Consider the following 22,637-nt stretch of genomic DNA (forward strand, 5'->3'; position numbering starts at 1 on the left):
TATTCTCCATCCGCTTTTTTACGGCTATACACTAAAAATGCCCTTTGTCGGCCCAACCACGGTTGAGCTGACAAAGGGCATTTTTAATAACATTTTAATAACTTACCAGAGGTCAACTGTAGAGTACTTTTGCACCGGTTTTTCACCAACTCCTCTTTTATGAAACGCAATTTGTACGCCTCAGTGGCGCTGGTGCCCATAGCTGTTCTAGCGGCACAGCTCGGCTGGGCGCAGGGTACTACCACTTCAGCCATGAACGGTGTGATTACCGATAAGGCTGGTGAAGGCTTGCCCGGTGCAACGGTTATTGCCGTCCATACCCCCACTAACACGCAGTACGTGGCCCCTACCAACTCGGAGGGTCGCTTCAATATTCAGAACATGCGGGTGGGTGGGCCCTACACCATCCGGGTTACGTTTGTGGGTTTTAAGGAGGCGGTGCGGGAAAACATTTTCCTGAGCCTGGGCCAGAATCAGCGTCTCGATATCAACCTGAGCGAATCGGAGCAGACGTTGGGTGAGGTAGTAGTAACGGGCCGTCAGAACCCGGTTATCAATGCTGGCCGCACGGGGGCCGCTACCACGGTGCAGCGCGAGCAAATTGAGCGCCTGCCTACCCTGAACCGCTCCTTCAACGACTTTACCCGCCTCACGCCCCAGGCCAACGGCCAGAGCTTTGGCGGCCGGAACGGCGGCTTCAACAACGTGACCATCGACGGGGCCGTTTTCAACAATTCGTTCGGTTTGTCATCCACCATTGGTGGCCAGGCAGGTGCCCAGCCCATTTCCATTGATGCCATTGAGCAGATCCAGGTGAGCCTGGCTCCGTACGATGTGCGCCAGGGCTCCTTTACCGGAGCCGGCATCAACGCCGTCACCCGCTCGGGCTCCAACAAGGTGACGGGCTCGGCTTACTTCTACAACCGCAACCAGCGGGAGCTGTTCCTGGGCCGCAAAGTAGGCGACGTGGAGGTGCCCGTCACCAATTTCCGGCTGCAGAACTACGGGGTGCGCCTGGGCGGACCCATCATCAAAGACAAAGTATTCTTTTTTGTGAGCGGGGAGCGGGAGCGGCGCACTGACCCACCATCCGGCAACTTCCAGGCCAGCAGCAGCAGCAACCCCGCCAACGGCACCAGCTACTCACAGGCCAGCGAAACGCAGCTGAATAGCCTGAGCACGTTCCTTCAGTCGCAGTTCGGCTACGAAACCGGCGCTTACCAGGGCTACAGCCAGCGCCAGAACAGTGACAAGATTACGGCCAAGATTGACTGGAACATCTCCCAGAATCACCGCTTCAACGTTAAGTACAACTTCCTGAAATCGTACGCCGATGTGCCCCCGTCCGGCAGTGGCTCCATTGCCAACGTGCGCTCGGGCACGGCTTTCGGGCTGCCTTACCAATCGGCCTACTACACCATCAACAACAACCTCAACTCCTACATTGCGGAGTTGAACAGCTCGTTCGGTAGCCGCTTCTCCAACAACCTGACGGCCGGCTACACCGCCAACCGGGACTTCCGCACACCGTTTTCCACCATCTTCCCCTTCGTGGAAATTGGAAATGGTGTGGGCCGCACGGGTACTACCGGCGCCACCAGCCCCAACGCCACCTACACGTCGTTCGGCTACGAGCCGTTTACGGCGGGCAACCTGCTGAACTCGGATACTTACCAGTTCGGCGACAACTTCACGGCTTACCTCGGCAAGCATAACGTGACGGTGGGCACCTACAACGAGTTCTACAAGTTCAAGAACGGCTTCGCACCGAACTATAACAGCTACTACCGCTTCAATTCGTTGGAGGATTTCTACAGCGCCAACGGCTTCACCTACGACCGAGCTACCGGCCAGTATACGCCGTTTACCAACCCCAATGCGGCCCGCGCCACGCCCTCGCAGTTCCAGTTGCAGTACGCGGCCAACCCCCAGGGCGAGTTCCCCTACGCCGACATCAAGGCCCAGCAGTACGGCCTGTATCTGCAGGATGAGTACACGCCGATTACCAACCTGCGCATTACCGCCGGCATCCGCGCCGACCTGCCGGTAATCAGCTCCGATGTGGCCCAGAACACCAATGCGGCAGCGCTGTCGTTCCGCAACGGGGAGAAAATCAATACGGGTGAGCTACCCAAGAAACAGGTGCTGTTTTCGCCCCGGATTGGTTTCAACTGGGATGTGAAAAACGACAAGAAAACCCAGGTGCGCGGTGGTACCGGTATCTTCACTGGCCGGGTACCCTTCGTGTGGATTTCCAACCAAGCCAGCAACAACGGGGTGCTATTCGGCTCAATTGCCGCTACCAGCGCCGCCAATGCCGCCAACTACCCCTTCTCGGCGGACGTAGCCAAGTACATTCCGGCCTCCCGCGCGGCTAACACTACCTACAACCTGGCCGTAACCGAGCAGGACTTCAAATTCCCGCAGGTATGGCGCTCCAACCTGGCTCTTGACCAGGACCTGGGCGCGGGCTTCGTGGCCACGCTGGAAGGCTTCTACACCAAGGACCTGAACGCGGTGTACCACCAGAACGTGAACCTGCCCAACTCAAGCCTCAGCTCGGTGGGGGCTGACAACCGGCCAATTTTCTACGACCTGTCGCGCAGCACCATCAATGCAGCGGGCTTGTACACCGGCACGGGCCTGGTAGCTAACAACCGCATCTACGGTGGCCAGGGTGGCGCTTCGGCCGCCAACCCCAACATCACGGATGCCATTGTGATGAAGAACACCAACAAGGGCTACTCCTATGCCCTGACCGCCCAGGTGCAGAAAAACTTCGGCAGCGGCCTGTTCACCAGCCTGGCATACACCTACTCCGACTCCCGCTCGGTAAACGACGGGGGCTCCATTGCCCAGTCGATCTGGCGTGACCGTTCGGTATCCGGCGACCCGAATGCCGACGTGCTGAGCTACTCCCAGTTCCTGCAGCGCCACCGGGTAATTGCCGTGGCCTCCTACCGCAAGGAGTACCTGGGCCACCTGGGCACCACCTTGTCGGTCTTCTACACCGGCTCCCCGCTGGGCCGCTTCAGCTACCTGTACTCCGGTGATATGAACGGGGACAGCCAGTCGAACGACCTGGTGTACATCCCGCGCAACCAGGGTGAGATTGTGCTGCGTGACGTGACGCTGACGGCCGCCCAGGGTGGGGGCGTATACAGCGCCAGCCAGCAGTGGGCTGATCTGGACAAATACATCGGTCAGGATGACTACCTGAGCAAGCGCCGTGGCAAGTACGCCGAGCGTAACGGCGGTGAACTGCCCTGGCTGCACCAGGTAGACGTGAAACTGCTACAGGACCTGTTCGTGGACCTGGGCAAGAACCGCAACACCCTGCAGCTGAGCGTAGACCTGTTCAACATCGGCAACCTCATCAGCAGCGACTGGGGCACCTTGCGTACGCCTAATCGCACCAACCTGCTCACCTTCCAGGGCTACACGGCCCAGGGTCAGCCGGCCTTCACCTTCCCCTACCTCACCAACCCATCCGCCACGACGGTAAGCGGCACGACGACGGTAACGCCCGGTGTGCCACTTAGCAGCACCTTCCGCGACAACGTGGGCTCTATCAGCTCGCGCTGGCAGGCGCAGGTGGGCATCCGCTACATCTTCAACTAAGCCTCAACCACTTAGCTACTTAAAAGTGGGCTGACGATATCGTCAGCCCACTTTTTTTATCGGTTTACTTGCAGAATCAAAAACTCGCCGTACTTTTGCCAGACCAAATACAGCCAGTCATTTGGTTTGAACACTACCTGGGGGATTAGCTCAGCTGGCTAGAGCGCTTGCATGGCATGCAAGAGGTCATCGGTTCGACTCCGATATTCTCCACTTCTACTCGTAATTGACGAGTAATTTTTACCCAACGGGGGATTAGCTCAGCTGGCTAGAGCGCTTGCATGGCATGCAAGAGGTCATCGGTTCGACTCCGATATTCTCCACTCCCGTTCCTAAAAGCTCAACCTAGCGGTTGGGCTTTTTTGTTTTTCGCGGTTGGTATCGGAACAAAAAACTGAAGAAAATGAAAGCGGCCCCACCTGAAACCAGGCGGGGCCGCTTTGTTACTGACTTACGGGCAAATCGGTGCCTACACAAATAACCCTTCCACCGACAGGTACCGCTCACCGGTATCGTAGCAAAACGTGAGTACGCGTCCACCCTGGGGTACTTCGTTCAGCTTCTTGGCCACCGCGGCCAGGGAAGCCCCAGAGGATACGCCCACAAATAGGCCTTCCTCGCGGGCGGCGCGGCGGGTCATCTCAAAGGCCTCCTGCTGGCTGACCTGGATGACACCGTCGAGGATTTCGCGGTGCAGATTTTCGGGGATAAAACCGGCGCCAATGCCCTGGATGGGGTGCGGGCCGGGTGCGCCCCCACTGATGACGGGCGAGAGTTCGGGCTCGACAGCAAAGGTTTTCATGGCCGGGAAGTGGGGCTTCAGCACTTCCGTCACGGCCGTGATGTGGCCGCCCGTGCCCACACCGGTAATATGAAAGTCGAAGCCCTCGGGAGCATCGCGCAGGATTTCCTGGGCCGTGGTTTCGGCGTGTACCCGAAGGTTGGCCGGATTGCTGAACTGCATGGGCATCCAGGCGCCGGGCGTGTCGCGCACCAGTTCGTGGGCTTTTTCAATGGCCCCTTTCATGCCTTTCTCGCGGGGCGTGAGTTCCAGATTGGCTCCGTAGGCGGCCATGAGGCGGCGGCGCTCAATGCTCATGCTTTCGGGCATTACCAGGGTGAGCTTGTAGCCTTTCACGGCGGCCACCATAGCCAGGCCCACACCAGTGTTGCCGGAGGTAGGCTCCACAATCATGCTATCGGGCCCGAGGATACCGTCTTTTTCGGCTTGCTCCACCATGCTCAGGGCAATGCGGTCTTTGATGCTGCCGCCGGGGTTAGCGCGCTCCAGCTTCACCCATACTTCTACGTCGGGGCGGTGGGCAAACAGCTTGTTCAGACGCAACAGCGGGGTGTTGCCAATGGTGTCGAGAATGGAAGTAGCTTTCATATTTTTCAGGAAGTGATACTAGGTGAAGTGAAAGGTGATACTAACAGACCTCAGAAGTCAGCTGACGTTTGGGCGCAAGGGCCCTCGGATATCAGTCTCACTTCTTGGGTCTCATCATCTGAGTTCTAAATGGAGAACAGGATGTCCTCACTTGGATCCTGGGAGCGGGTGACGTGGATCTGGGCCTGGTGGTAGACGCGGGAATGCGAGGGCACGCTTTCCGTAAGCCACACATTACCCCCGATGATGCTGTGGCTGCCCACGGTGGTATTGCCGCCCAAAATAGTAGCTCCGGCGTAAATCACCACCTTATCCTCAATGGTGGGGTGGCGCTTGATGCCCTGTAGGTGCTTGGCTACGCTCAGGGCCCCCAGCGTAACACCCTGGAATATCTTTACCCCGGCCCCAATTACACAGGTTTCGCCGATAACTAGCCCGGTGCCGTGGTCGATACAGAAGGATGGACCGATACGGGCCCCGGGGTGAATATCAATGCCGGTACGCTGGTGGGCATACTCGCTGAGCAGGCGCGGCACCCGGCCCACGCCGCGCTGGTGCAGGCCGTGGGCGAAGCGGTGCAGGGCAATGGCGTAGAACCCCGGGTAGGTGCTTACCACTTCCTCCAGGCCCTGGGCGGCGGGGTCGGCAGCCAGAATGGCCTGGGCATCCAGCAGCAGCATGTGGCGCAGAGTGGGCAGAGAGTTAATAAGCCCTGCTACCAGCTGAGCGGCAGGCTCCGGCACTGGCACGGCGCGCAGCAGATTTGTCAGATCATCCTGGAGCAGGCGCAGCGTGGCGGCCACGGCATCGGTGTCGCGCAGGGGCCGAGCAGCCCGCTCCGGAAACAGCAGTTCCAGCAGGTGGTCGGCCAGCTGACAAAATGCCGCGGCCGGCAGTGGGGCCGCCGTGCGCTGGTGCGCCTGAGCCAGCGCGTACAGAAAGTCGGAATCGTACACAGGCATGAACACGAGAAAGGGGGTGGGCAGCCAACGAGTGGAAGCTACACCGCCACGGATTTTTGTAAACCAAGGCAGCCGGGGAAGGTTTGGGGCTGTTCAGTAAGCAACCTGCCCAGCTTGCCATTCGTTAGCCAACGCAACTGCTTATTCTTTCATTTTCCTTCTTAATCCGCATCATGGCTGATACCACCATCACCAAAATAGATTCCCGCACCTCCCCCACCGGCTCCGAGGGCGAAAAATACCTGGCTTCCGGCAAAAACGTATCCATGCGTCTCTGGGAAAACGAACAGCCCGGTGAGCCGAAAGAACCCTCGGTGCGCCCCTACGAAACGGTGGGCTACGTGCTGAAGGGCCGCGCCGAGCTGCACATTGAAGGCCAGATGGTGCTGCTGGAAACCGGCAACTCCTGGGTGGTTCCTAAAGGCGCTTCTCACACTTACAAAGTTCTGGAGGCCTTTTCGGCGGTAGAAGCTACCACGCCACCCGCCCAGGCCCACGGCCGCGACGAGGAATAGATAACTGCTGCTGAAATAAAACTGTCATTCCGACCAACGGGAGGAAGCTGGGTATACCAATTCAACAGTATACTCAGCTTCCTCCCGTTGGTCGGAATGACAGTTTCTACCCTTACTTCACCAACTCCACCTCCTCTATCCGGTCCCCGATTTCCAGGCGGCTCACCACGTCCATACCTTGCACTACCTGGGCGAAAATGGTGTAGCGGCCGTCGAGGTGGGGCGTGGGAGCGTGGGTGATAAACCACTGGCAGCTTTCGGTATCCTTGCCGGCGGAGGCCAGGCCCACGGCTCCTTCGCCGTAGTGCAAATCTGCAAACTCGGAGCGCAGGTTGTAGTCGGAGCTGCCCCACCCGTCGCCGCGGGGGCAGCCGCCCTGGGCCACGAAGTTGGGCACCACCCGGTGGAAGTTTTTGCCATTGTAGAAGCCTTGGCGGGTAAGCGCCACAAAGCTGGCCACTGAGCCTGGTGCCTGCTCCACCAATAAGCGCATTACCACGTCTCCTTTGCTGGTGTGCACCACGGCCCGCTGCCCGGCCGGCAACGAGGTCACCAGGCCCCAGTCGATGGGATGAGTGGCGGCTGGGGCTACCGGCGTAGGGGTGGCAGGGCGCTGCTGCACAAAATCAATAGTCTGCTGCAAGGATTGCCAGGCTTCCAGGTCGCGGGGCAAGGTGAGTTTGTCGCGGGCCTGGAGCAAAAAATCGGGGTTGGGCAGCAGGCGACGCAGGTCCAGCTTGGGGTCCCGGATGGCCTCAGCGGCGGTGCCCATCATGGCCACGTCCCCGCTGAGCACGCCCCGGCGCAGGGCCAATGCCACCTCCGGGTAGCGGGCCGCCGGAAAATCGGGCTGGCGGCGCAGGGCCACCAGGGCCTCCATTCCGTAGGTACCTATTACTACGGGCTGGTTGGGGACAAACGTAGCCTGCTGCACAAAATCGAAGGCAACGGGGTCTTCGCCTAGAGCTTTCAGCAGGTAGCCCTTCTCATATATATCGGCCGTGGCCGCGTACCGTTCCTCAATAGCCCGACGGATGGCAGAACGCTCAGAACCGGGCTGACGCAAGGCCGCAGCCAAGAGTGTGACCCGCACCCGCCATTGCTCTAGCCGATTAGCCTTTTCCAGAAACAAGGTACCGGGCTCGTCGGCAGCGTGGGACAGGAAGAACTCGGCCGCCGAAAGGGCCACCTGCGCATTATTGTCGGTGAGGGCAGCCCAGGCCGCTTCTTTCACCTGGGTGTACATGGCTTTATTCATGGCCCGCAAGGCACTTACCCGCACCCGGTAGTCGGCGTCGCGGCGGGCCAGCGTGGCCAAAGTTGCCGGCACGGTGGGCGCGGCGGCGGCTTTACCCAGGGCGGAGGCGGCCCCGCTGCGCACGGCATAGTGGGCATCCTGCTGAGCAGCGGCACCAATGGCGGCCGCATACGGAGCCAGGTTCAGCCCCCGGGTCCGGACTAACGCATTGGCAGCGGCTACGCGGGCACTAGTAGGGTTGCTGCGGCCTAGTAGCTGCACCAGGCGGGCCACGGCGGCTTCGGAGGTGAGGCCCCGCAGTCCGGCCCGGTACAAGCCCCAGGCCTGGCCGCTCAGCGTGGCGGTATCGACGGGCAGATTGGCTGGGAGCTTCGTGAGCAGTACAAAGGTGCGCCGGGAGGTACAGCGGCCCAGGGCTTCCAGCTCGTAGCGGCGCACGGCAGGGTGCTTTTCCTCCGCTACCTGCCGCCACAGTTCGGTTTCTGCCGTGGAGTCGGCGGTTTGGCCCAGGGCGTAGGCAGCCTGCTGGCGTACGGGCCACTCGGCATCCTGCAAAGCCGTGAGCAGCCGGGCCGTGGCAGCTTTGTCCTGCACGGAGGCCAGGGCCTCGGCGGCCGCCCGGCGGTAGCGGGCCTGCGGACTACTCAAATACGGCAGCAATCCGGCCGTGCGCCGCTCATCCTGCAACGTGGCAATGCGGCGCAGGGTGGTATCGGCGGCAAACTGGTTGGGCGCTGAGCCAGCGGCGGCCGAGCCGGAAGGATGGGGTGCGCAGGCCGTGAGAAGAGTACAGCCGGCGGCGGCCGCCACGGCCGCCAACCGGTACAGGAGGGAGTAATTCATGAGTGCCCCTAAGATAAATACTCTGGGCCCGTAGGCAACGCCCGCGAGCAAAAACGCATCCAACCAGTGTGGTAGATAGTATATCCCGGCTTCGGGGGAAAGCTTCGCGCTTGATTAGTCGGAAACCTATTTATCCGTGCATATTTACGGTACTATCCTTCCTTCCATGTTCCGCATATTCGTTTGTTGGGCTTTGTTTTTCGCCGGCGTGCTGGGCGCCGCACCCGGGCACGCCCAGAATAAGCCGGCCCCGCCGCCCCGCCAGAAGGTGCTGAATGTGCGCGTGGTATTGCCTACTATGCTCGGCAAGCTGGCCGAAGTAGCCGGGCTACTGCCCGATTCCGGCCAAGACAAGGCCCAGACCTCTACCGACAATCCGGTAGTGACGCTGGCCGTGCCGCTGCCGCGCTTCCTGAGCAAGTCGGAGCCGGCCCCGGCCAAGCCCCGCAAACCCTAGCGCTGCTACCTCGCTCGTCTTTCTTATTTTTTCTTGTTTTACCTTCTACCCTCCCCTGTATGGAAGTAAATGCCTCCGTTTTCTTTTCTGTTGGGCTGGCCGCCGTGGTGGTGTGGAGGATGAGGAGGTTTCTGGATTTGCCCACCCGGGCGCCACAGCTCGACCGGCTGATTAATTTTTTCTGGGTGCCGGGCATCGTGCTGTACCTGTTTGCCCTGCTCATCCACTGGAAAACCGACCGCCTGGATGAGATATACACGTTGCTGCTGCTGAGCATGGTGGTGCTGGTGCTGGTGCGCGTGCAGGAGTACCGCCCCGCCCGCACGCTGCTGCTGGCGGTGGCCCCGTACGTGCTGTACGCCGTTATTGAGCTGCTGTCGGGGGCGCTGAGCAGTGACTTCTTGCGCGAGTACCGGGGCCTGTTCAGCAACAGTAAAGGCTTCGCCATTATCTGGCTGATTACGTTCGTGCTCATAGCCCGCAAGCAGAAAAAGCACCTGGAAATAGAGCGGGTACAGCGGGAAGCGGAGGAAAAGGAACGGCGCGAAATTGCCGCCCAGAACGCCGTGCTGGAAAGCATGGTGGCCGAGCGTACCGCCTCTCTCACCCAGCAAACCGAGGAGCTGCAACACGCCCTGGAAGAGCTCAAAACCACCCAGGCCCAGCTCATTCAGGCCGAGAAAATGGCTTCCTTGGGAGAGCTGACAGCCGGTATTGCCCACGAAATTCAGAACCCGCTCAACTTCGTCACCAACTTCTCGGATGTATCGGCGGAGCTGGTAACAGAGCTGGAGGAAGAGCAGCAACGCCCCGACCGGGACGCGGCGCTGGAGGCCGAGCTGCTGGCCGATTTGCGCCAGAACCTGCAGAAAATCACCCACCACGGGCAGCGGGCCGCCAGCATTGTGCGGGGCATGCTGGAGCACAGCCGCGCCAGCACCGGCGAGCGGCAGGCCACCGACCTGAACGTGCTGGCCGATGAGTATCTGCGCCTGGCCTACCACGGTCTGCGGGCCAAGGACAAATCGTTCAACGCCACGCTCAACACCCACTTCGCCCCCGACCTGCGCAAGATAAACGCCGTGGCCCAGGACCTGGGCCGGGTGCTGCTGAACCTGTTCACCAACGCGTTTTACGCCGTGCAGAAGCGCAAGGAACAGGGCCAGGCCGACTACGCCCCTACCGTGAGCATCGCCACCCGCCAGCTGCCCGATGGGGACGTGGAAATCAGGGTGCGCGACAACGGAACCGGCATTCCGGAGGGCGTGCGCCAGAAAATATTCCAGCCCTTCTTCACCACCAAGCCCACCGGCGAGGGCACCGGCCTGGGCCTCTCCCTGAGCTACGATATCGTGACCAAAGCCCACGCCGGCACCCTGGAAGTGGAGTCGCAGGAGGGCCGGGGCACTGAGTTCATTATCACGTTACCGGCCTAGAACTACCGCCCGGCCGGCGGTTTCTGTTAGTTTTGCTTTTGATGAAGATATTAGTTGTTGACGACGAACAGGACGTGCGGACGCTGTTCGAGCAGCGGTTCCGCCGCGAAATCCGCAGCGGAGCCTTCACGTTTTCGTTTGCTTATTCCGGCGAGGAAGCCCTGGAGTACCTGCACGGCCACGCCTCGGAGGTCGTGCTGATTCTGTCCGACATCAACATGCCGGGCATGAGCGGGCTGGAGCTGCTGCGCCACATCCGCCAGGAGTACAACGCGCCCCCGCCCCTGCCGCCCCAGGTGATGATGATAACGGCCTACGGCGACGATGCCAGCCGCCAGCAGGCCCTGGCGCTGGGCGCCAACGATTTCCTCTCGAAGCCCGTAGATTTTGCGGCGCTCAAGGAAAAACTACTGCACCTGACCGAGCATGAAAACTAAAATTCTGGTGGTCGATGATGAGGCCGACCTGGAGCTGCTCATCAAGCAGAAGTTCCGGCGCAAAATCCGGGAAAGCGTGTACGAGTTCGTGTTTGCCAGCAACGGACAGGAGGCCCTGAATAGCCTGCAGCAGCACCCCGACCTCGACATCATCCTCTCCGACATCAACATGCCGGTAATGGATGGCCTCACCCTGCTCACCAAGCTGCAGGAGGCCAACCCGGTGCTGAAAACGGTGATGGTATCGGCCTACGGCGACATGCAGAACATCCGGGCGGCCATGAACCGGGGGGCATTTGACTTTGTGACCAAGCCGGTGGATTTTCAGGACCTGGAAGTCACCATGGACAAAACCGCTTTGCACGTGCAGCAGCTACGCGGTACGCTGCGGGCCATCCAGGAAAACAACATCCTGCGCATGTACGTGGATGAAACCGTGCTCAAATTCGTGGAGCGGCCCGAGTTTCAGAACACGCTCATGGCCTCCGAAACGGTGGATGCCACGGTGGTGTTCATTGATATCTGCGGATTTACCTCCCTCTCGGAAGTGCTGCCGCCCACCGATATCGTGGCCATGCTGAACCGCTACTTCGACCAGATGGTGCAGGAGGTTATTGCCCAGGGCGGCCACGTGGATAAGTTCATGGGCGACGCCGTAATGGCCGTTTTCCGGGGCGAATACCACCTCGACCGGGCCATGGACGCGGCCTTGGCCGTGCGCCAGGTGGTGCAGGCCAACGAGGACCTACTGCCCGATGGCCGCCCCTACCGCCCGGAGGTCAGCATCGGTATCAACACCGGAGAAATGGTATCGGGCAACATCGGTTCGGCCTCGCTCAAGCGCTTGGATTACACTGTCATTGGCGACAATGTGAATGTAAGCCAGCGCCTGCAGTCGGTGGCCCAGCCCGGCCAGATTATCATCACCGAAGCCACCTACGAGCGGGTGAAGGAGTCGTTCCAGTGCCGCCCGCTGCACGAAGTAACGCTCAAAAACAAGGCCCAGCCCGTCATGATTTACGAGGTGGTGGCGTAAGGAAGAATTACTGTCATCCTGAGCTTGCGAAGGACCTTATCACGCCTGACCAGAAACCGCAAGATTTTATTCCAGCGTGATAAGGTCCTTCGCTGTGCTCAGGATGACAGTAGTTTTTCTTACTCATTCGCGGCTTCCCGGCCCTACTTCACCATCTCATTCTGGCGGCGTAGGCGCTGGCAGAGCACCTGCATGATGTTGCGCAGCACCTCGGGGCGCTCCTCCATCACATCATAAAAGTCGTCCTGATCGAGGCGGAAGGCCAGTACGGGGGTCTGGGCCACGGCCGTGGCGGAACGCGGCTCCGCATCCAGCAACGCCAGCTCCCCGAAAAAGTCGCCGGGACGGAAGGTGGCCAGCTGCTGCGGGCCGTTGAAGATGCTCACCTCGCCCTGGTGCACGATGAACAGGGACGCGCCCAGGTCGCCCTTGGCAAATACCTGCTCCTCGGCCGCAAATACCACTTCCTTCATGATGGGCACAATGCTGCTGAGCACGTTGGCGGGCGTTTGGGCGAAAAGGGCGGTGTGTTGCAGCAGGGCCACCCGGTCGGCGGCGGAAAGGTGCGCGGCAGCGGCGGCGTGGCTCATAAGCAGTTCGGGTAATTGTGGGTGATGGATACAGGCCTGTTGGTAGGCCGCCGGGTGCGCCGCCGCCCAGCGGCTCAGGGCATCCAGGGCGCTTTCCCGCACCAGCAGGCTGGCACTTTCCAGGTAGGACGGCAGCAGCATGAAATCAGCGGCGGCGGGCTGCCATTCCCGCAGGGCCAGGCTCAGCGTCCAGTCAGAAAAAACGATTTCGCCCTGCTTGATGATAAAGTGCAGCCCGGGCAGCGGCGCAGCGGCCGTGGGCAGCAGCCGGTCGAAGATGCGGGCTTTTTCGGCGGCGGGGCGCAGCTCCAGCAGGGTTTGCAAAGCCTGGTACACCGGGCGGGCAATGAGGTTATCGAGGATTTCGAGGGCATTGGCCTGCCGCTCCCGGGCGGCGTGCGCCACACTGCGCTGGGCATCGGCAATGGCCTGGGGCGGGTACAGGTGCAACAGCAACCCGAACAGCCGCTGCTCCAGGCGGTGCAGCTCGTAGGCCAGCGCGTCGCGCAGGGGCTGGTGTTCCGTGGCGGCTTTGGCGTGGAGCAGCTGCCGGGCCAGCAGCAGCTCCTGCTGCACCAGGGCCTGAAACGCCGGGGCGTTGGTCGGCTCGGGCGGGAAGTTGCGGAGGGCCCGCAGGGCGGCCTCCCGGGAAGTCAGGAATGGGCGCTGCGCCAGGGTAACCAGCGCGTTGCGGCTTGCCGTTGATGGCACGTGCCCCAGCAGCTGGGCCAGGCGCCGCAGCTGGGCATCGTCGGGGGTAGTGAGCAGGGCCTGGGCCACTGCGGGCACGGCCGCCGCGCCCAACTGCCGGAGCCGGGCGGTGGCCGCGGGCCGCGTGGCTTTGTCGGGGAGGGCAGCAACCAGATTGGCAAGTTCTTCCCTGGAAACCACTTCGGACCCATCCACGGCCGAGGCCGGCAAAGCATCATCGAGGGTAAACCGGCGGCTGACGGCGTGCTGCAATTCGCCCATATACTGCCCGTAAGTGCGGTACAGCAGCAGCAGGGCTCCGGCCATCAGCGCCCCCATCCAGCCAAACGCAAAGCCGGTACCCAGCGCTGGCACCAGGTGCGGTAGCAGCAGCAGCAACCCGGCCAGCCCCATGCCCAGCGGCTCATAGAGGCCTTTTGCCAGGGTGTGAGCCTGGAGGCGCTCCGGGGCCGGTAAAGGCTGAAACAGCACCAGAAAAACGGGGTCGAAGAAGGCGCGGCGCAGCACTTCCAGCGTCAGGAACAGGATGCAGAAGTAGAGCATTAGGCCCCCATCGGCCCAGGTATCGTGCAGGCCGTAGAGGGCCAAGCCGGCCACCACCAAAGCCGGCAAAGCCAGCAGCACCGGCCGCACCCCGGCCCGGTCCAGCACCTTGCCCGTCACCACCAGCTTCACCACCAGCGCCACTAAGTAGGTGATGGCCAGCACGGTGCTCACGTAGCGCATCACCACCGACTGGTCGTGGAATCGGTGCTTGACGTGCACAAAGAACGTGTACTCGATGCCGGTGGTCACGGCCGCAATGGCCAGCATGCTTAGGCACATAGTCAGCACCAGCCGGCTGCTACCAAACCACCGCTGCAAGGGCGCGGCCACGGCCTCGGTGCGGGCGGCGCGGGCCCGGGAGCGGGCCTCCACCACGTGCTCCCGGCCGGTGGCCCGCAACACCAGCAACGCGCCCACGTAGGCCCCAAACGCCAGCAGCAGCAGCCACAGCAGCTCGGTATGATGGTGAATAAGCAGGGCCAGCACGGCGCCCAGGGCCTTGGCGGGCATGTCGCCGGAGCTAATCACGCTGAACAGCCGCCGCCCCTGCCGCACATCAAACACCACTGCCGACACGCCCCAGAACTCCAGGTTGGTGAGCAGGTAAATCACGCGGTAGCCCGTCATGATGGCCACGGCGGCGGCCACCGAGTGGCCCACGGCCACCAGCACCGCCAGCACCGCCATCAGGGCCACCACGGCCAGCAGCACCCGCACGGCCACGCGCTGCAACCCCAGGTGGTGCTCAAAGTGGGCGTAAATCTGTCCGGCGGCCATCATGGCCAGGGCGGCCACACCGTAGGCCAGCGGCAAGTTTCGCTCGGGCTGGTTTTCGAGCAGAATGACGTTGGCGGCCACGTACACCAGAATAGTGCCGATGCCCAGCAGAAAATTGTGCAGGAAAAACAGCCCCACCGTGCGGCCTTCCTCCGGCCGGATGCCCAGCAACTGCTGCCAACGTGCGCGTAAGGTCATGGGGAGGAACTGGGAGGAAGAAGTTAGGAAACAAGAGTCAGGAGCCGGAATCCTGTCGTGTCCTGGTTCCTAACTTCTGATTTCAACCGCAAGATAGGAGCCTTCGGGCGGGTTAGTGCCGTTTTTTTGCATTGCTGGAGCCCTTTGCGCGTAGCCTGCCGCCTCAGGCGCTACCGCCGCGTTAGCAAGCCCACCCCGAACCCAATAGCCAGGCGGCCGGTGGTCCGGCTCAGGCCGTTACCTCCGCCAGAGCTTGTTCCAGGGCCGCGAACAGCTCCTCATTGCCCTGCTGCTCGTAGGTCTGCAACGCTTTTTCGAAGCCTGCGAGGTCGTAGAGGAAGGCCTTGAGGTTATCGGGGGTAATGGCCGGGAAGTGACGGCCGTAACCGAGCTTCTCCACTTCGGCGGCGTTCAGAAACTGCTCGAACTGGGCTGGAATGGGCACCGCGCAGATGGGCTTGCGCAGGTACACGGCCTCGCTGATGAGCGAAAAGCCGCCGTTGGTTACCACGGCCCGGGCGCTGGCCAGGTCGGCCAGGAAGCCGGCTTCGCTGAAGGCCCGCAGCTGCACGTTGCCGTGGTTTTCCTCCTTGTTAAAGCCGTACACCCGGAACTCCTGCCCCGGCAGCAGCTGCAGCTGGCCCACCAAATCCTTCTGGGTGGTGGCCGACTGGTACACCAGCACGTGCTGGCCGCGCGTGGGCCGCAGGGCCAGAACCTCGGGCCGCAGAATGGGCGGTACCAGCGTGGTGCGCTCCTTGATGACGGGCAGGCGGAAGAACGTGGAAACCAGGTACTGCCGACTGCCCGGCAGCTTGGCCCGCACAATCTGCCGGGCCAGGCTGAGGTTGCCCCGCTCCTGGGGCGGCACCACCACATCCAGCGCCGCCCGGCTGATTATCTGCATGTTATCGATGCTGATAACGGGCAGGCGCTTCCACTTGGCAAACAGAAAGCTGAACGACTCAAAGTCGGAAATAACCACCTCGGGCTCAAAGTCGCAGAGCAGCTCCCGGTACTTGCGGAAGTTGACGAGCAGGTTTTCCGGGGCGGAGCGCAGCGTAAGCGCCGCCGTGCGCGACTTGGAAACCGTGAGGTGCTTGTAGGCCAGGTGAAAGCCCCGGATTTCGTGCACCCGGCCCGGGAAGTTGGTCGCCAGCATCTGGTAGGCCCGGGAGCTGCTCACCACGCACACGTTGTGACCCTGCTTTAGCAGGTGGCCAATTACCACCTTGCTGCGCGTGGCGTGGCCCAGCCCTTCGCCCGGCACTCCGTAGAGAATGTTCATAGCGCTGCGAATTACCGGCGGCCGGTAGGCACGCGGAACTGCACGCCCAGGCTGGGAATGAAGGTGAGCCCGCTGAGCTTGGCCTTGGTGTTATTTAGCAGCTGGTACTCGCCGTAGTTCTGGTAGTACACCGACAGGGCCGGGATAAAGTAGGCGTAGCGGTAGCCCAGCTTGGCATTAAAAAACGCCCCGAACGAGCCGAAATTCTGGCGGGCTGAGGGCAGCGCCGGCAACGCCAGCCGCCCCGCCGAGTAGAACAGGTTGCGGGGCTGAAAGCCGTACTTGAAGAAGCTGTGCGCGTACACCACCCCATAGGAAATGGCCCCGATTTCCTCCTCTACGCCCAATGATTTGCTGAACACCAGCGGCACAATCAGGTCGTGGCGGCTGGCCTCGAAGCCCAGAAAATCCGTCACGTTATCCAGGAACGGAATACTGGGCAGCTTGCTGCGCTGGGTGGCAAACTGCAGCCCGATGCTGCCGTACGTGGCCCCGGCCGCCCGGCTGCCCGGGTTTTCGGGCGTGCCCGTGGGGCCCATAAACTGGTACATGGCATCGAAAACGTGGGAGCCGAAACCATATTTATAGCCCACGTCCAGCCGGTCAATCACCCCATAGCGTACGTACAGGTCGGAGGTGGGCCGCACGGGGTCCAGCACGTAGGCCAAGGCCCCAATCTGCAGCTTCTCAATGGTCTGATCGTAGAAGACACTATCCTTGTTGGCCGCCGACTTAGCCGCCTCCACTAGTGCCGAGCCGGTTTTGCCCAGCGTCTCGGTGGGCACGTTGAAGGCCATGTTGCCGCCTATTTTGAACTCGCCCCGGGGCGTTACCTTGCCCGTGCTTACAATGGCGCGGGGTGCCGTGCAGGAAGCGGCAAACAGCAAACTAGCCCCGGCCAGCAGGCTGAGGGCGGCAGGAAGGGAGGAGAACTTATTCATCAATAGCGAAGATAGGGAAGAGCAAAAACTGGCTGAGGGCTAAAACCAGGCCGAAAGTAGGAAAAGCCCCGCAACCCGGCTGCTGCCCCCGCACTTCCGGCTGCTGTTGAACCCGCTGCCCAGGTCCCGATGTTGCCCCGGCGGTGCTGTGTGCCAAGGAGCACAACTTTCGGTTTTATCTTTGATTATGACTGCATATTTCACTTGGTTTTTACACGGATGGCGGGCCTTGGCTCTAGGGCTACTGGTGCTGACTGCCGCTACCGGCGCGGCCCCGCAGCCAGTCGTGTCCAAGGCTACCGTGTACCTGTTCCTTTCCGATACCTGCCCAATTTGCCAGACCTCCACGCTGGCTTTGCGGCAGCTGCACGCCACTTACGCGCCCCAGGGAGTTGCGTTTGTGGGGGTTTTTCCGGAGCCCCAAACCCGGCCCGCCGATATTATTCTGTTTCAGCAACAGTACCAAGTACCCTTCCCACTGCGCCAGGATGAGGAGCAGCGACTCACCCGGCAACTGCAGGCCCGCATCACCCCCGAGGCAGTGGTAGTGGCCCCCGATGGCCGCATCCTCTACCAAGGTCGCATTGATGACAGTTACCTGGCCCTGGGCAAACGCCGCACCGTAGTGCTCCATCATGAACTCCAGGATGCCCTGGCAGCCGTGGTAAGCGGGCAACCAGTGGCCGTACCCCGCACTGAGGCCGTTGGCTGTTTTATCAATTAAGCGGCAACAGAGAGGGGTTTGTATTGCCCCTCTCCCTGTTGCGCGGCTCAGCGTAAGCGCGGTACGTCTACCGCTGGCCGTATCTTTCCTTGTTGGGAAATTACAGAAATGTTTCGTGGGGCGGAAGCCAAACCGGGCCGGACGGTTTGGCATTTCCTGGTACCGTCCGCCAGTGCCACCCAACTGGTCGTATTCTTTTCGTTTTAGCGTCCCCGGTGCTGCTGATGGCACTGGAGCCCGCAAATGCTATACGGCAGGCGCTTCTGATCCGGCGGCAGGTGCATCTTTTAGCAGACCACCCATGCGCACACCTGCCGCTCAAGAATGCAATGCAGAGCAGCTATTACCGATGGACTACCCGGTTATCAGCACAGCCACACTGTTACGCTGGGAACTGAAAATCCAGTAACTTTCTCTTCCGTTTCCGGAATTTTTGCCCTGCCATGCTCCAGTTTTACCTCAATAACCAGCTTGTCCGTACGCAGCAGCCGGCCGGCAGCACCCTGCTTGATTTCGTGCGCTATGACCAGCACCTGAAGGGCACCAAAATTGGCTGCCGCGAGGGTGACTGCGGGGCCTGCACGGTGCTGGTAGGTGAGTTGGATGCGTCGGGCGAGGCTGTGCGCTACCAGTCCATGACCTCCTGCCTGACCCCTCTGGGCAACGCCCACGGCAAGCATGTGGTAACGGTGGAAGGCATCAATCAAGCCCGCGGCAGCCTTACCCCGGTGCAACAGGCCATTGTGCGGGAAGGCGGCTCCCAGTGCGGGTTCTGCACCGTGGGCTTTGTGATGAGCCTCACCGGCCACGCCCTGAGCAGCCAGCCCAGCACCGAGGCCAGCGTACTGGCTTCCATTGATGGCAACATCTGCCGTTGCACTGGCTACAAGAGCCTGGAGCGGGCAGCGGCGCACCTTCAGGAGCAGTTGCAGCAACGGCCTGCCACCGAATCGTTGCCCTGGCTGGCAGAGCAGGGCTTCGTGCCGCAGTATTTTGCCGATATGCCTGGCAAGCTCCAAGCGTTGCACGGCGCCACCACGGCCGCTGCCGCGGGCGGCTCCGAAACCACTGCCCCCCTGCCCGCCGCCGCAACCAGCCTTGATGCTCCGGCCGCCGCCCGGGCCCGCATTCTGGGCGGCGGCACCGATTTGCTGGTGCAGCAGCCCGAAAAAATTCGGGCTACAGACGTGAAGTTGGTGTACGACCAACACGCCCTGCGCGGCATCCGGCGCGAAGGCAATACCATTACGCTGGGGGCCGCCACCACGGCCCAGCAACTGCTGGAATCAGAGGTGATGCTGGCGGTGATGCCGCAGTTGCCGCGCTTTCTGAAGCTGGTGAGCAGCACCCCCATCCGCCAGATGGGTACCGTGGCCGGCAACTTCATCAACGCCTCCCCCATCGGCGACCTAACCATTCTGTTCCTGGCCTTGGGAGCGGACGTTGAGCTGGTCAACGCCACCGACCACCGCCGCTGGCTGCCGCTTGCGGAGCTGTACGCGGGCTACAAGCAGCTCACCAAAACTGCCGACGAGCAGGTAACGACCATCCGCTTCCCCGCCCCGGCCCCAACCGATGCGTTCAACTTCGAAAAAGTATCCAAGCGCACCCACCTGGATATTGCCAGCGTGAATACTGCCGCTTGGCTGCGGGTGGAAAACGGGTTGATTCAGGGAGCCCGCCTCTCGGCCGGAGGCGTGGGGCCCACTCCGCTGCTGCTGCGCCAGACGGCTGCCGCGCTGGTAGGCCGGCCGGTTTCGGTGGAAACGCTGCGCCAGGCTCAACAGACAGCCCAGCAGGAAATCAGCCCCATCAGCGACGTGCGCGGCACCGAGCAGTACAAGCGCCTGCTGCTGCACCAGTTACTCGAAGCCCACTTCGTGGAAACCGGCCTGCTCCTCGAAGAACAGCTGTAGAGACGCGACACTTCGCGTCTCACCCGTTGCTGACGTTGCTTAGCCAGCACTGTCATTCCGAACGAAGTGAGGAATCTGGGTTTACCATTTAGGAATTAACCCAGATTCCTCACTTCGTTCGGAATGACAGTTGGCCCTATCCTGGCCCCTTCTTACCCTCTTACCCTCTCACCCTCCTACCCCCATACCCTTCCTCGTGAATCACCTCGACCCCATCCGCCACGTGCGCGGCGAATCCCAGTATCTGGATGATGTGCCGGTGCAGCACGGCACCCTGTACGCCGCCGTGGTGGAGTCGCCGGTGGCGCATGGCCAGCTGCTGACGGTGGACGCCACGGCGGCATTGGCGCTGCCCGGTGTGGTGTACGTTCTCACGGCCCAGGATATTCCCGGCGAAAACCAGATTGGCGGCATCGTGCCCGATGAGCCGCTGCTGGCTGAGGGCCACGTGCACTTCCGCGGGCAGCCGGTGGCCCTGGTGCTGGCCGAATCAGAACATGCGGCTCACGCGGCTCTGGCCCACGTGCGGGTGGAGGTAGAACCCCTGCCCATTATTACCGACCCGCGGGTAGCCGCGGCTCAGGGCGAGCTGCTGGTGCCGCCCCGTACGTTCCGCATTGGTGATTCCGGAGAGGCCTGGCCCGGGTGCGCCCACGTGTTTGAGGGCGTGGCTGAATCGGGCGGACAGGAGCACTTGTACATTGAAACGCAGGGTGCCTACGCCTTTCCCACGGAAATGGGCGGGGTGCGCATCATCTCCTCCACCCAGGGCCCCACGGCCGTGCAGCGCCATACGGCCCACGTGCTGGGTCTGGGTATGCACCAGGTAGAAGTGGACGTAACGCGCCTGGGCGGGGGCTTCGGGGGCAAGGAAGACCAGGCCACGCCCTGGGGCGCACTGGCCGCGCTGGGGGCCTTCGTGGCCCGCCGCCCAGTGAAGCTGGTGCTGGACCGCATGGCCGACATGCGCATGACTGGCAAGCGCCACCCCTACTCCTCCGACTTCAAAATTGGGCTGGATGCGGACCTGAAGATTGTGGCCTACGAGGTGACGTTCTACCAGAACGGCGGCGCGGCGGCCGATTTGTCGCCGGCCGTAATGGAGCGCACCTTGTTCCACAGCACCAACACCTACTTCATCCCCAACGTAACGGCCACTGCCTACAGCTGCCGTACCAACCTGCCGCCCAACACCGCTTTCCGTGGTTTCGGGGGGCCGCAGGGCATGTTTGTGATAGAGTCGGCCATTGCCAGCGCGGCCGAGCGGCTGGGCGTACCGGCCACCGAAATCCAGCGCCGCAACCTGCTGCGCGAGGGGGACCTGTTTCCGTATCGTCAGCCGGCCGAGGGCTGCCACGCCGAGCAGGCCTGGGACACGGCCGCCGAGCTGTTCGACCTGCCGGCCCGCCGCCGCGAGGTGGACGAGTTCAACCGCACCCACCGCTGGCAGAAGAAAGGGCTGGCCGTTATGCCCATCTGTTTCGGCATCAGCTTCACCAAAACGGCCATGAATCAGGCCCGGGCGCTGGTGCACATCTACACCGATGGCTCGGTGGGCGTGAGCACCGGGGCCGTGGAAATGGGTCAGGGCGTGAACACCAAAATTGCGCAGGTAGCCGCCCGCACGCTGGGCATTGGTCTGGACCGCATCAAGGTGGAAAGCACCAACACCACCCGCGTGGCCAACACCTCCCCCTCAGCCGCCTCCGCTACCGCCGACCTCAACGGCAAAGCCACCGAGCTGGCCTGCCTGGCATTGCGGGAGCGGCTGCTGCGGCTGGCTTCCACCGAGCTGAGCATGGATTACGAGGGCCTGCACATCGAAAATGAACAGGTATTGGCCGCCGGCAAGCCCGCCGATACCACCTGGGAGAAGTTGGTTTCGGCGGCCTATTGGCAGCGCGTGAACCTCTCCGAAAACGCTCACTACGCTACCCCCGACCTACATTTCGACGCCACTACCAACCAGGGCTACCCCTTCGCCTACCACGTGTACGGCACGGCCCTGACCACCGTGCAGGTGGATTGCCGCCGGGGCACCTACGAGGTGCAGGCCGTGCACATTGCCCACGACTTTGGCCAGAGTCTGAACCCGGCCGTAGACCGGGGCCAGATTGAGGGCGGCGCGGTGCAGGGCATCGGCTGGATGACGCTGGAAGAACTGGTGTACAACGAGGAAGGTCGCCTGCTGAGCAACTCCCTCAACGCCTACAAAATCCCCGACCTGTACGCGGCCCCCAAGGTGCTGGACGTGCATTTCCTGGATACGCCGGGCCACTCCCGGGCCGTGATGCGCTCTAAGGCCGTGGGCGAGCCGCCGCTGATGTACGGCATCGGGGCCTACTTCGCGCTGCGCGACGCGGTGCGGGCATTCAATCCGGATGCCGGTATTTCTTTCTCCGCTCCTATGACGCCGGAAAAGGTTCTTGTAAATTTGCACCCCCGTTTTACAACCACCCCCTCCGCTGCTTGGAATTCATCCGCTCCGTCAACCTCCGCAACCACCTCCGCGGCCTGCTGATTTACGCCGCCGGCGACACGGCCGCCGCCCTGCTCCTGCATCAGTTTTCCTGGACCCGGCTGCTGGGCATGGCCCTGGTAGGCGGCATTCTTTACTCCTGGGAAGTGCCCGCCTTTTTCCGCTGGATTGACCGGCAGGTACCCGAGCGGCCCGATGGGGGGCTAGGGCGGCGGTGGCTGCGGGCGGCATTGTCGCAGGTGTATTTCAACCCGCTCTGGATTGTGCGGCACTACGTATTTCTGCGGTTGTTCAGCGGCCAGTTCAACGAAATTTCCCTGGCCCTGGTACCGGTGGCTACCCGCTCGTTTCTGCTGAATGTGCCGTTGGCGCTGGTGGTAAATTACTTCATTCAAAACAAGGTTTCTGCCAACTTGCGGTTTGTGGCCAGTGCGCTATTTTCGGGCTTTATGGCGGTGTACTACGCCATCAGTTCCACCTGGTAAGCGGCCACGGCCGGGGCTGCTGACTGT

The 22,637-nt window shown here is 61.9% G+C and carries 16 protein-coding genes and 2 tRNA genes; 12 read left to right on the forward strand and 6 right to left on the reverse strand.

The features are described from left to right. Positions 1-159 precede the first annotated feature (159 nt). From ROI90_RS08250 to ROI90_RS08260, 3 genes are all read left to right on the forward strand, one after another. Complete coding sequence (locus ROI90_RS08250; RefSeq protein ID WP_315997863.1) at positions 160-3,621, forward strand: TonB-dependent receptor; 3,462 nt, start codon at positions 160-162, stop codon at positions 3,619-3,621. A gap of 139 nt (positions 3,622-3,760) precedes the next feature. Further along, a tRNA-Ala gene (locus ROI90_RS08255) sits at positions 3,761-3,834 on the forward strand. Positions 3,835-3,870: 36 nt separating this feature from the next. Continuing rightward, positions 3,871-3,944, forward strand: a tRNA-Ala gene (locus ROI90_RS08260). Positions 3,945-4,090: 146 nt separating this feature from the next. Here ROI90_RS08260 and cysK read toward each other — a convergent pair. Then, positions 4,091-5,011, reverse strand: coding sequence for a cysteine synthase A (gene cysK, locus ROI90_RS08265; RefSeq protein ID WP_315997864.1), 921 nt, complete (start codon positions 5,009-5,011; stop codon positions 4,091-4,093). Between the two features lie 125 nt (positions 5,012-5,136). Continuing rightward, positions 5,137-5,973 carry a serine O-acetyltransferase gene (locus ROI90_RS08270; protein ID WP_315997865.1) on the reverse strand — a complete coding sequence of 279 codons (837 nt, stop codon included), beginning with the start codon at positions 5,971-5,973 and terminating at the stop codon, positions 5,137-5,139. A 173-nt stretch (positions 5,974-6,146) separates the two neighbouring features. Between ROI90_RS08270 and ROI90_RS08275 the strand changes: the two genes are divergently transcribed. Further along, positions 6,147-6,488 (forward strand): cupin domain-containing protein, encoded by a 342-nt coding sequence (locus ROI90_RS08275; RefSeq protein ID WP_315997866.1) that lies wholly within the window; start codon positions 6,147-6,149, stop codon positions 6,486-6,488. Between the two features lie 112 nt (positions 6,489-6,600). Here ROI90_RS08275 and ROI90_RS08280 read toward each other — a convergent pair whose 3' ends face one another. After that, positions 6,601-8,589: a peptidylprolyl isomerase gene (locus ROI90_RS08280; RefSeq protein WP_315997867.1), complete on the reverse strand. Its 1,989-nt coding sequence runs from the start codon at positions 8,587-8,589 to the stop codon at positions 6,601-6,603. Positions 8,590-8,755: 166 nt separating this feature from the next. Here ROI90_RS08280 and ROI90_RS08285 point away from each other — a divergent pair, with 166 nt between their 5' ends. The 4 genes from ROI90_RS08285 to ROI90_RS08300 are packed head-to-tail and all read left to right on the forward strand — an operon-like array spanning position 8,756 to position 11,955. Next, entirely contained in the window at positions 8,756-9,046 is a 291-nt protein-coding gene (locus ROI90_RS08285; protein WP_315997868.1) for a hypothetical protein, read from the forward strand. A gap of 59 nt (positions 9,047-9,105) precedes the next feature. After that, positions 9,106-10,482, forward strand: a complete 1,377-nt coding sequence (locus tag ROI90_RS08290) for a sensor histidine kinase (RefSeq protein ID WP_315997869.1) — start codon at positions 9,106-9,108, stop codon at positions 10,480-10,482. A gap of 41 nt (positions 10,483-10,523) precedes the next feature. Continuing rightward, positions 10,524-10,919, forward strand: coding sequence for a response regulator (locus ROI90_RS08295; protein ID WP_315997870.1), 396 nt, complete (start codon positions 10,524-10,526; stop codon positions 10,917-10,919). Further along, positions 10,909-11,955 carry an adenylate/guanylate cyclase domain-containing protein gene (locus ROI90_RS08300; protein ID WP_315997871.1) on the forward strand — a complete coding sequence of 349 codons (1,047 nt, stop codon included), beginning with the start codon at positions 10,909-10,911 and terminating at the stop codon, positions 11,953-11,955. The genes ROI90_RS08295 and ROI90_RS08300 overlap by 11 nt, the downstream gene beginning before the upstream one ends. Before the next feature lie 143 nt (positions 11,956-12,098). Here the strand turns inward: ROI90_RS08300 and ROI90_RS08305 are convergent, their stop codons facing one another. The 3 genes from ROI90_RS08305 to ROI90_RS08315 all read right to left on the reverse strand — a co-directional run bounded on the left by ROI90_RS08305 (position 12,099) and on the right by ROI90_RS08315 (position 17,006). Beyond that, on the reverse strand, positions 12,099-14,777 hold the full coding sequence (locus ROI90_RS08305; RefSeq protein WP_315997872.1) for a cyclic nucleotide-binding domain-containing protein: 2,679 nt from the start codon (positions 14,775-14,777) through the stop codon (positions 12,099-12,101). A 229-nt stretch (positions 14,778-15,006) separates the two neighbouring features. Further along, positions 15,007-16,065 carry an MJ1255/VC2487 family glycosyltransferase gene (locus ROI90_RS08310; protein WP_315997873.1) on the reverse strand — a complete coding sequence of 353 codons (1,059 nt, stop codon included), beginning with the start codon at positions 16,063-16,065 and terminating at the stop codon, positions 15,007-15,009. A gap of 11 nt (positions 16,066-16,076) precedes the next feature. Beyond that, positions 16,077-17,006, reverse strand: coding sequence for a hypothetical protein (locus ROI90_RS08315; RefSeq protein WP_315997874.1), 930 nt, complete (start codon positions 17,004-17,006; stop codon positions 16,077-16,079). Positions 17,007-17,193: 187 nt separating this feature from the next. On the opposite strand from ROI90_RS08315, the gene ROI90_RS08320 reads away from it, so the two are divergent. From ROI90_RS08320 to ROI90_RS08335, 4 genes are all read left to right on the forward strand, one after another. Next, on the forward strand, positions 17,194-17,730 hold the full coding sequence (locus ROI90_RS08320) for a redoxin domain-containing protein (RefSeq protein WP_315997875.1): 537 nt from the start codon (positions 17,194-17,196) through the stop codon (positions 17,728-17,730). 443 nt (positions 17,731-18,173) lie between these two features. Beyond that, entirely contained in the window at positions 18,174-19,646 is a 1,473-nt protein-coding gene (locus tag ROI90_RS08325) for an FAD binding domain-containing protein (protein ID WP_315997876.1), read from the forward strand. Positions 19,647-19,842: 196 nt separating this feature from the next. After that, entirely contained in the window at positions 19,843-22,167 is a 2,325-nt protein-coding gene (locus ROI90_RS08330) for a xanthine dehydrogenase molybdopterin binding subunit (protein ID WP_315997877.1), read from the forward strand. After that, positions 22,116-22,610, forward strand: coding sequence for a hypothetical protein (locus ROI90_RS08335; RefSeq protein ID WP_315997878.1), 495 nt, complete (start codon positions 22,116-22,118; stop codon positions 22,608-22,610). Before ROI90_RS08330 ends, ROI90_RS08335 begins: the two co-directional genes overlap by 52 nt. The last annotated feature ends 27 nt before the right edge of the window (positions 22,611-22,637 follow it).

This window comes from Hymenobacter endophyticus (genome assembly GCF_032464715.1).
GTDB classification, from domain to species: Bacteria; Bacteroidota; Bacteroidia; order Cytophagales; family Hymenobacteraceae; genus Hymenobacter; species Hymenobacter endophyticus.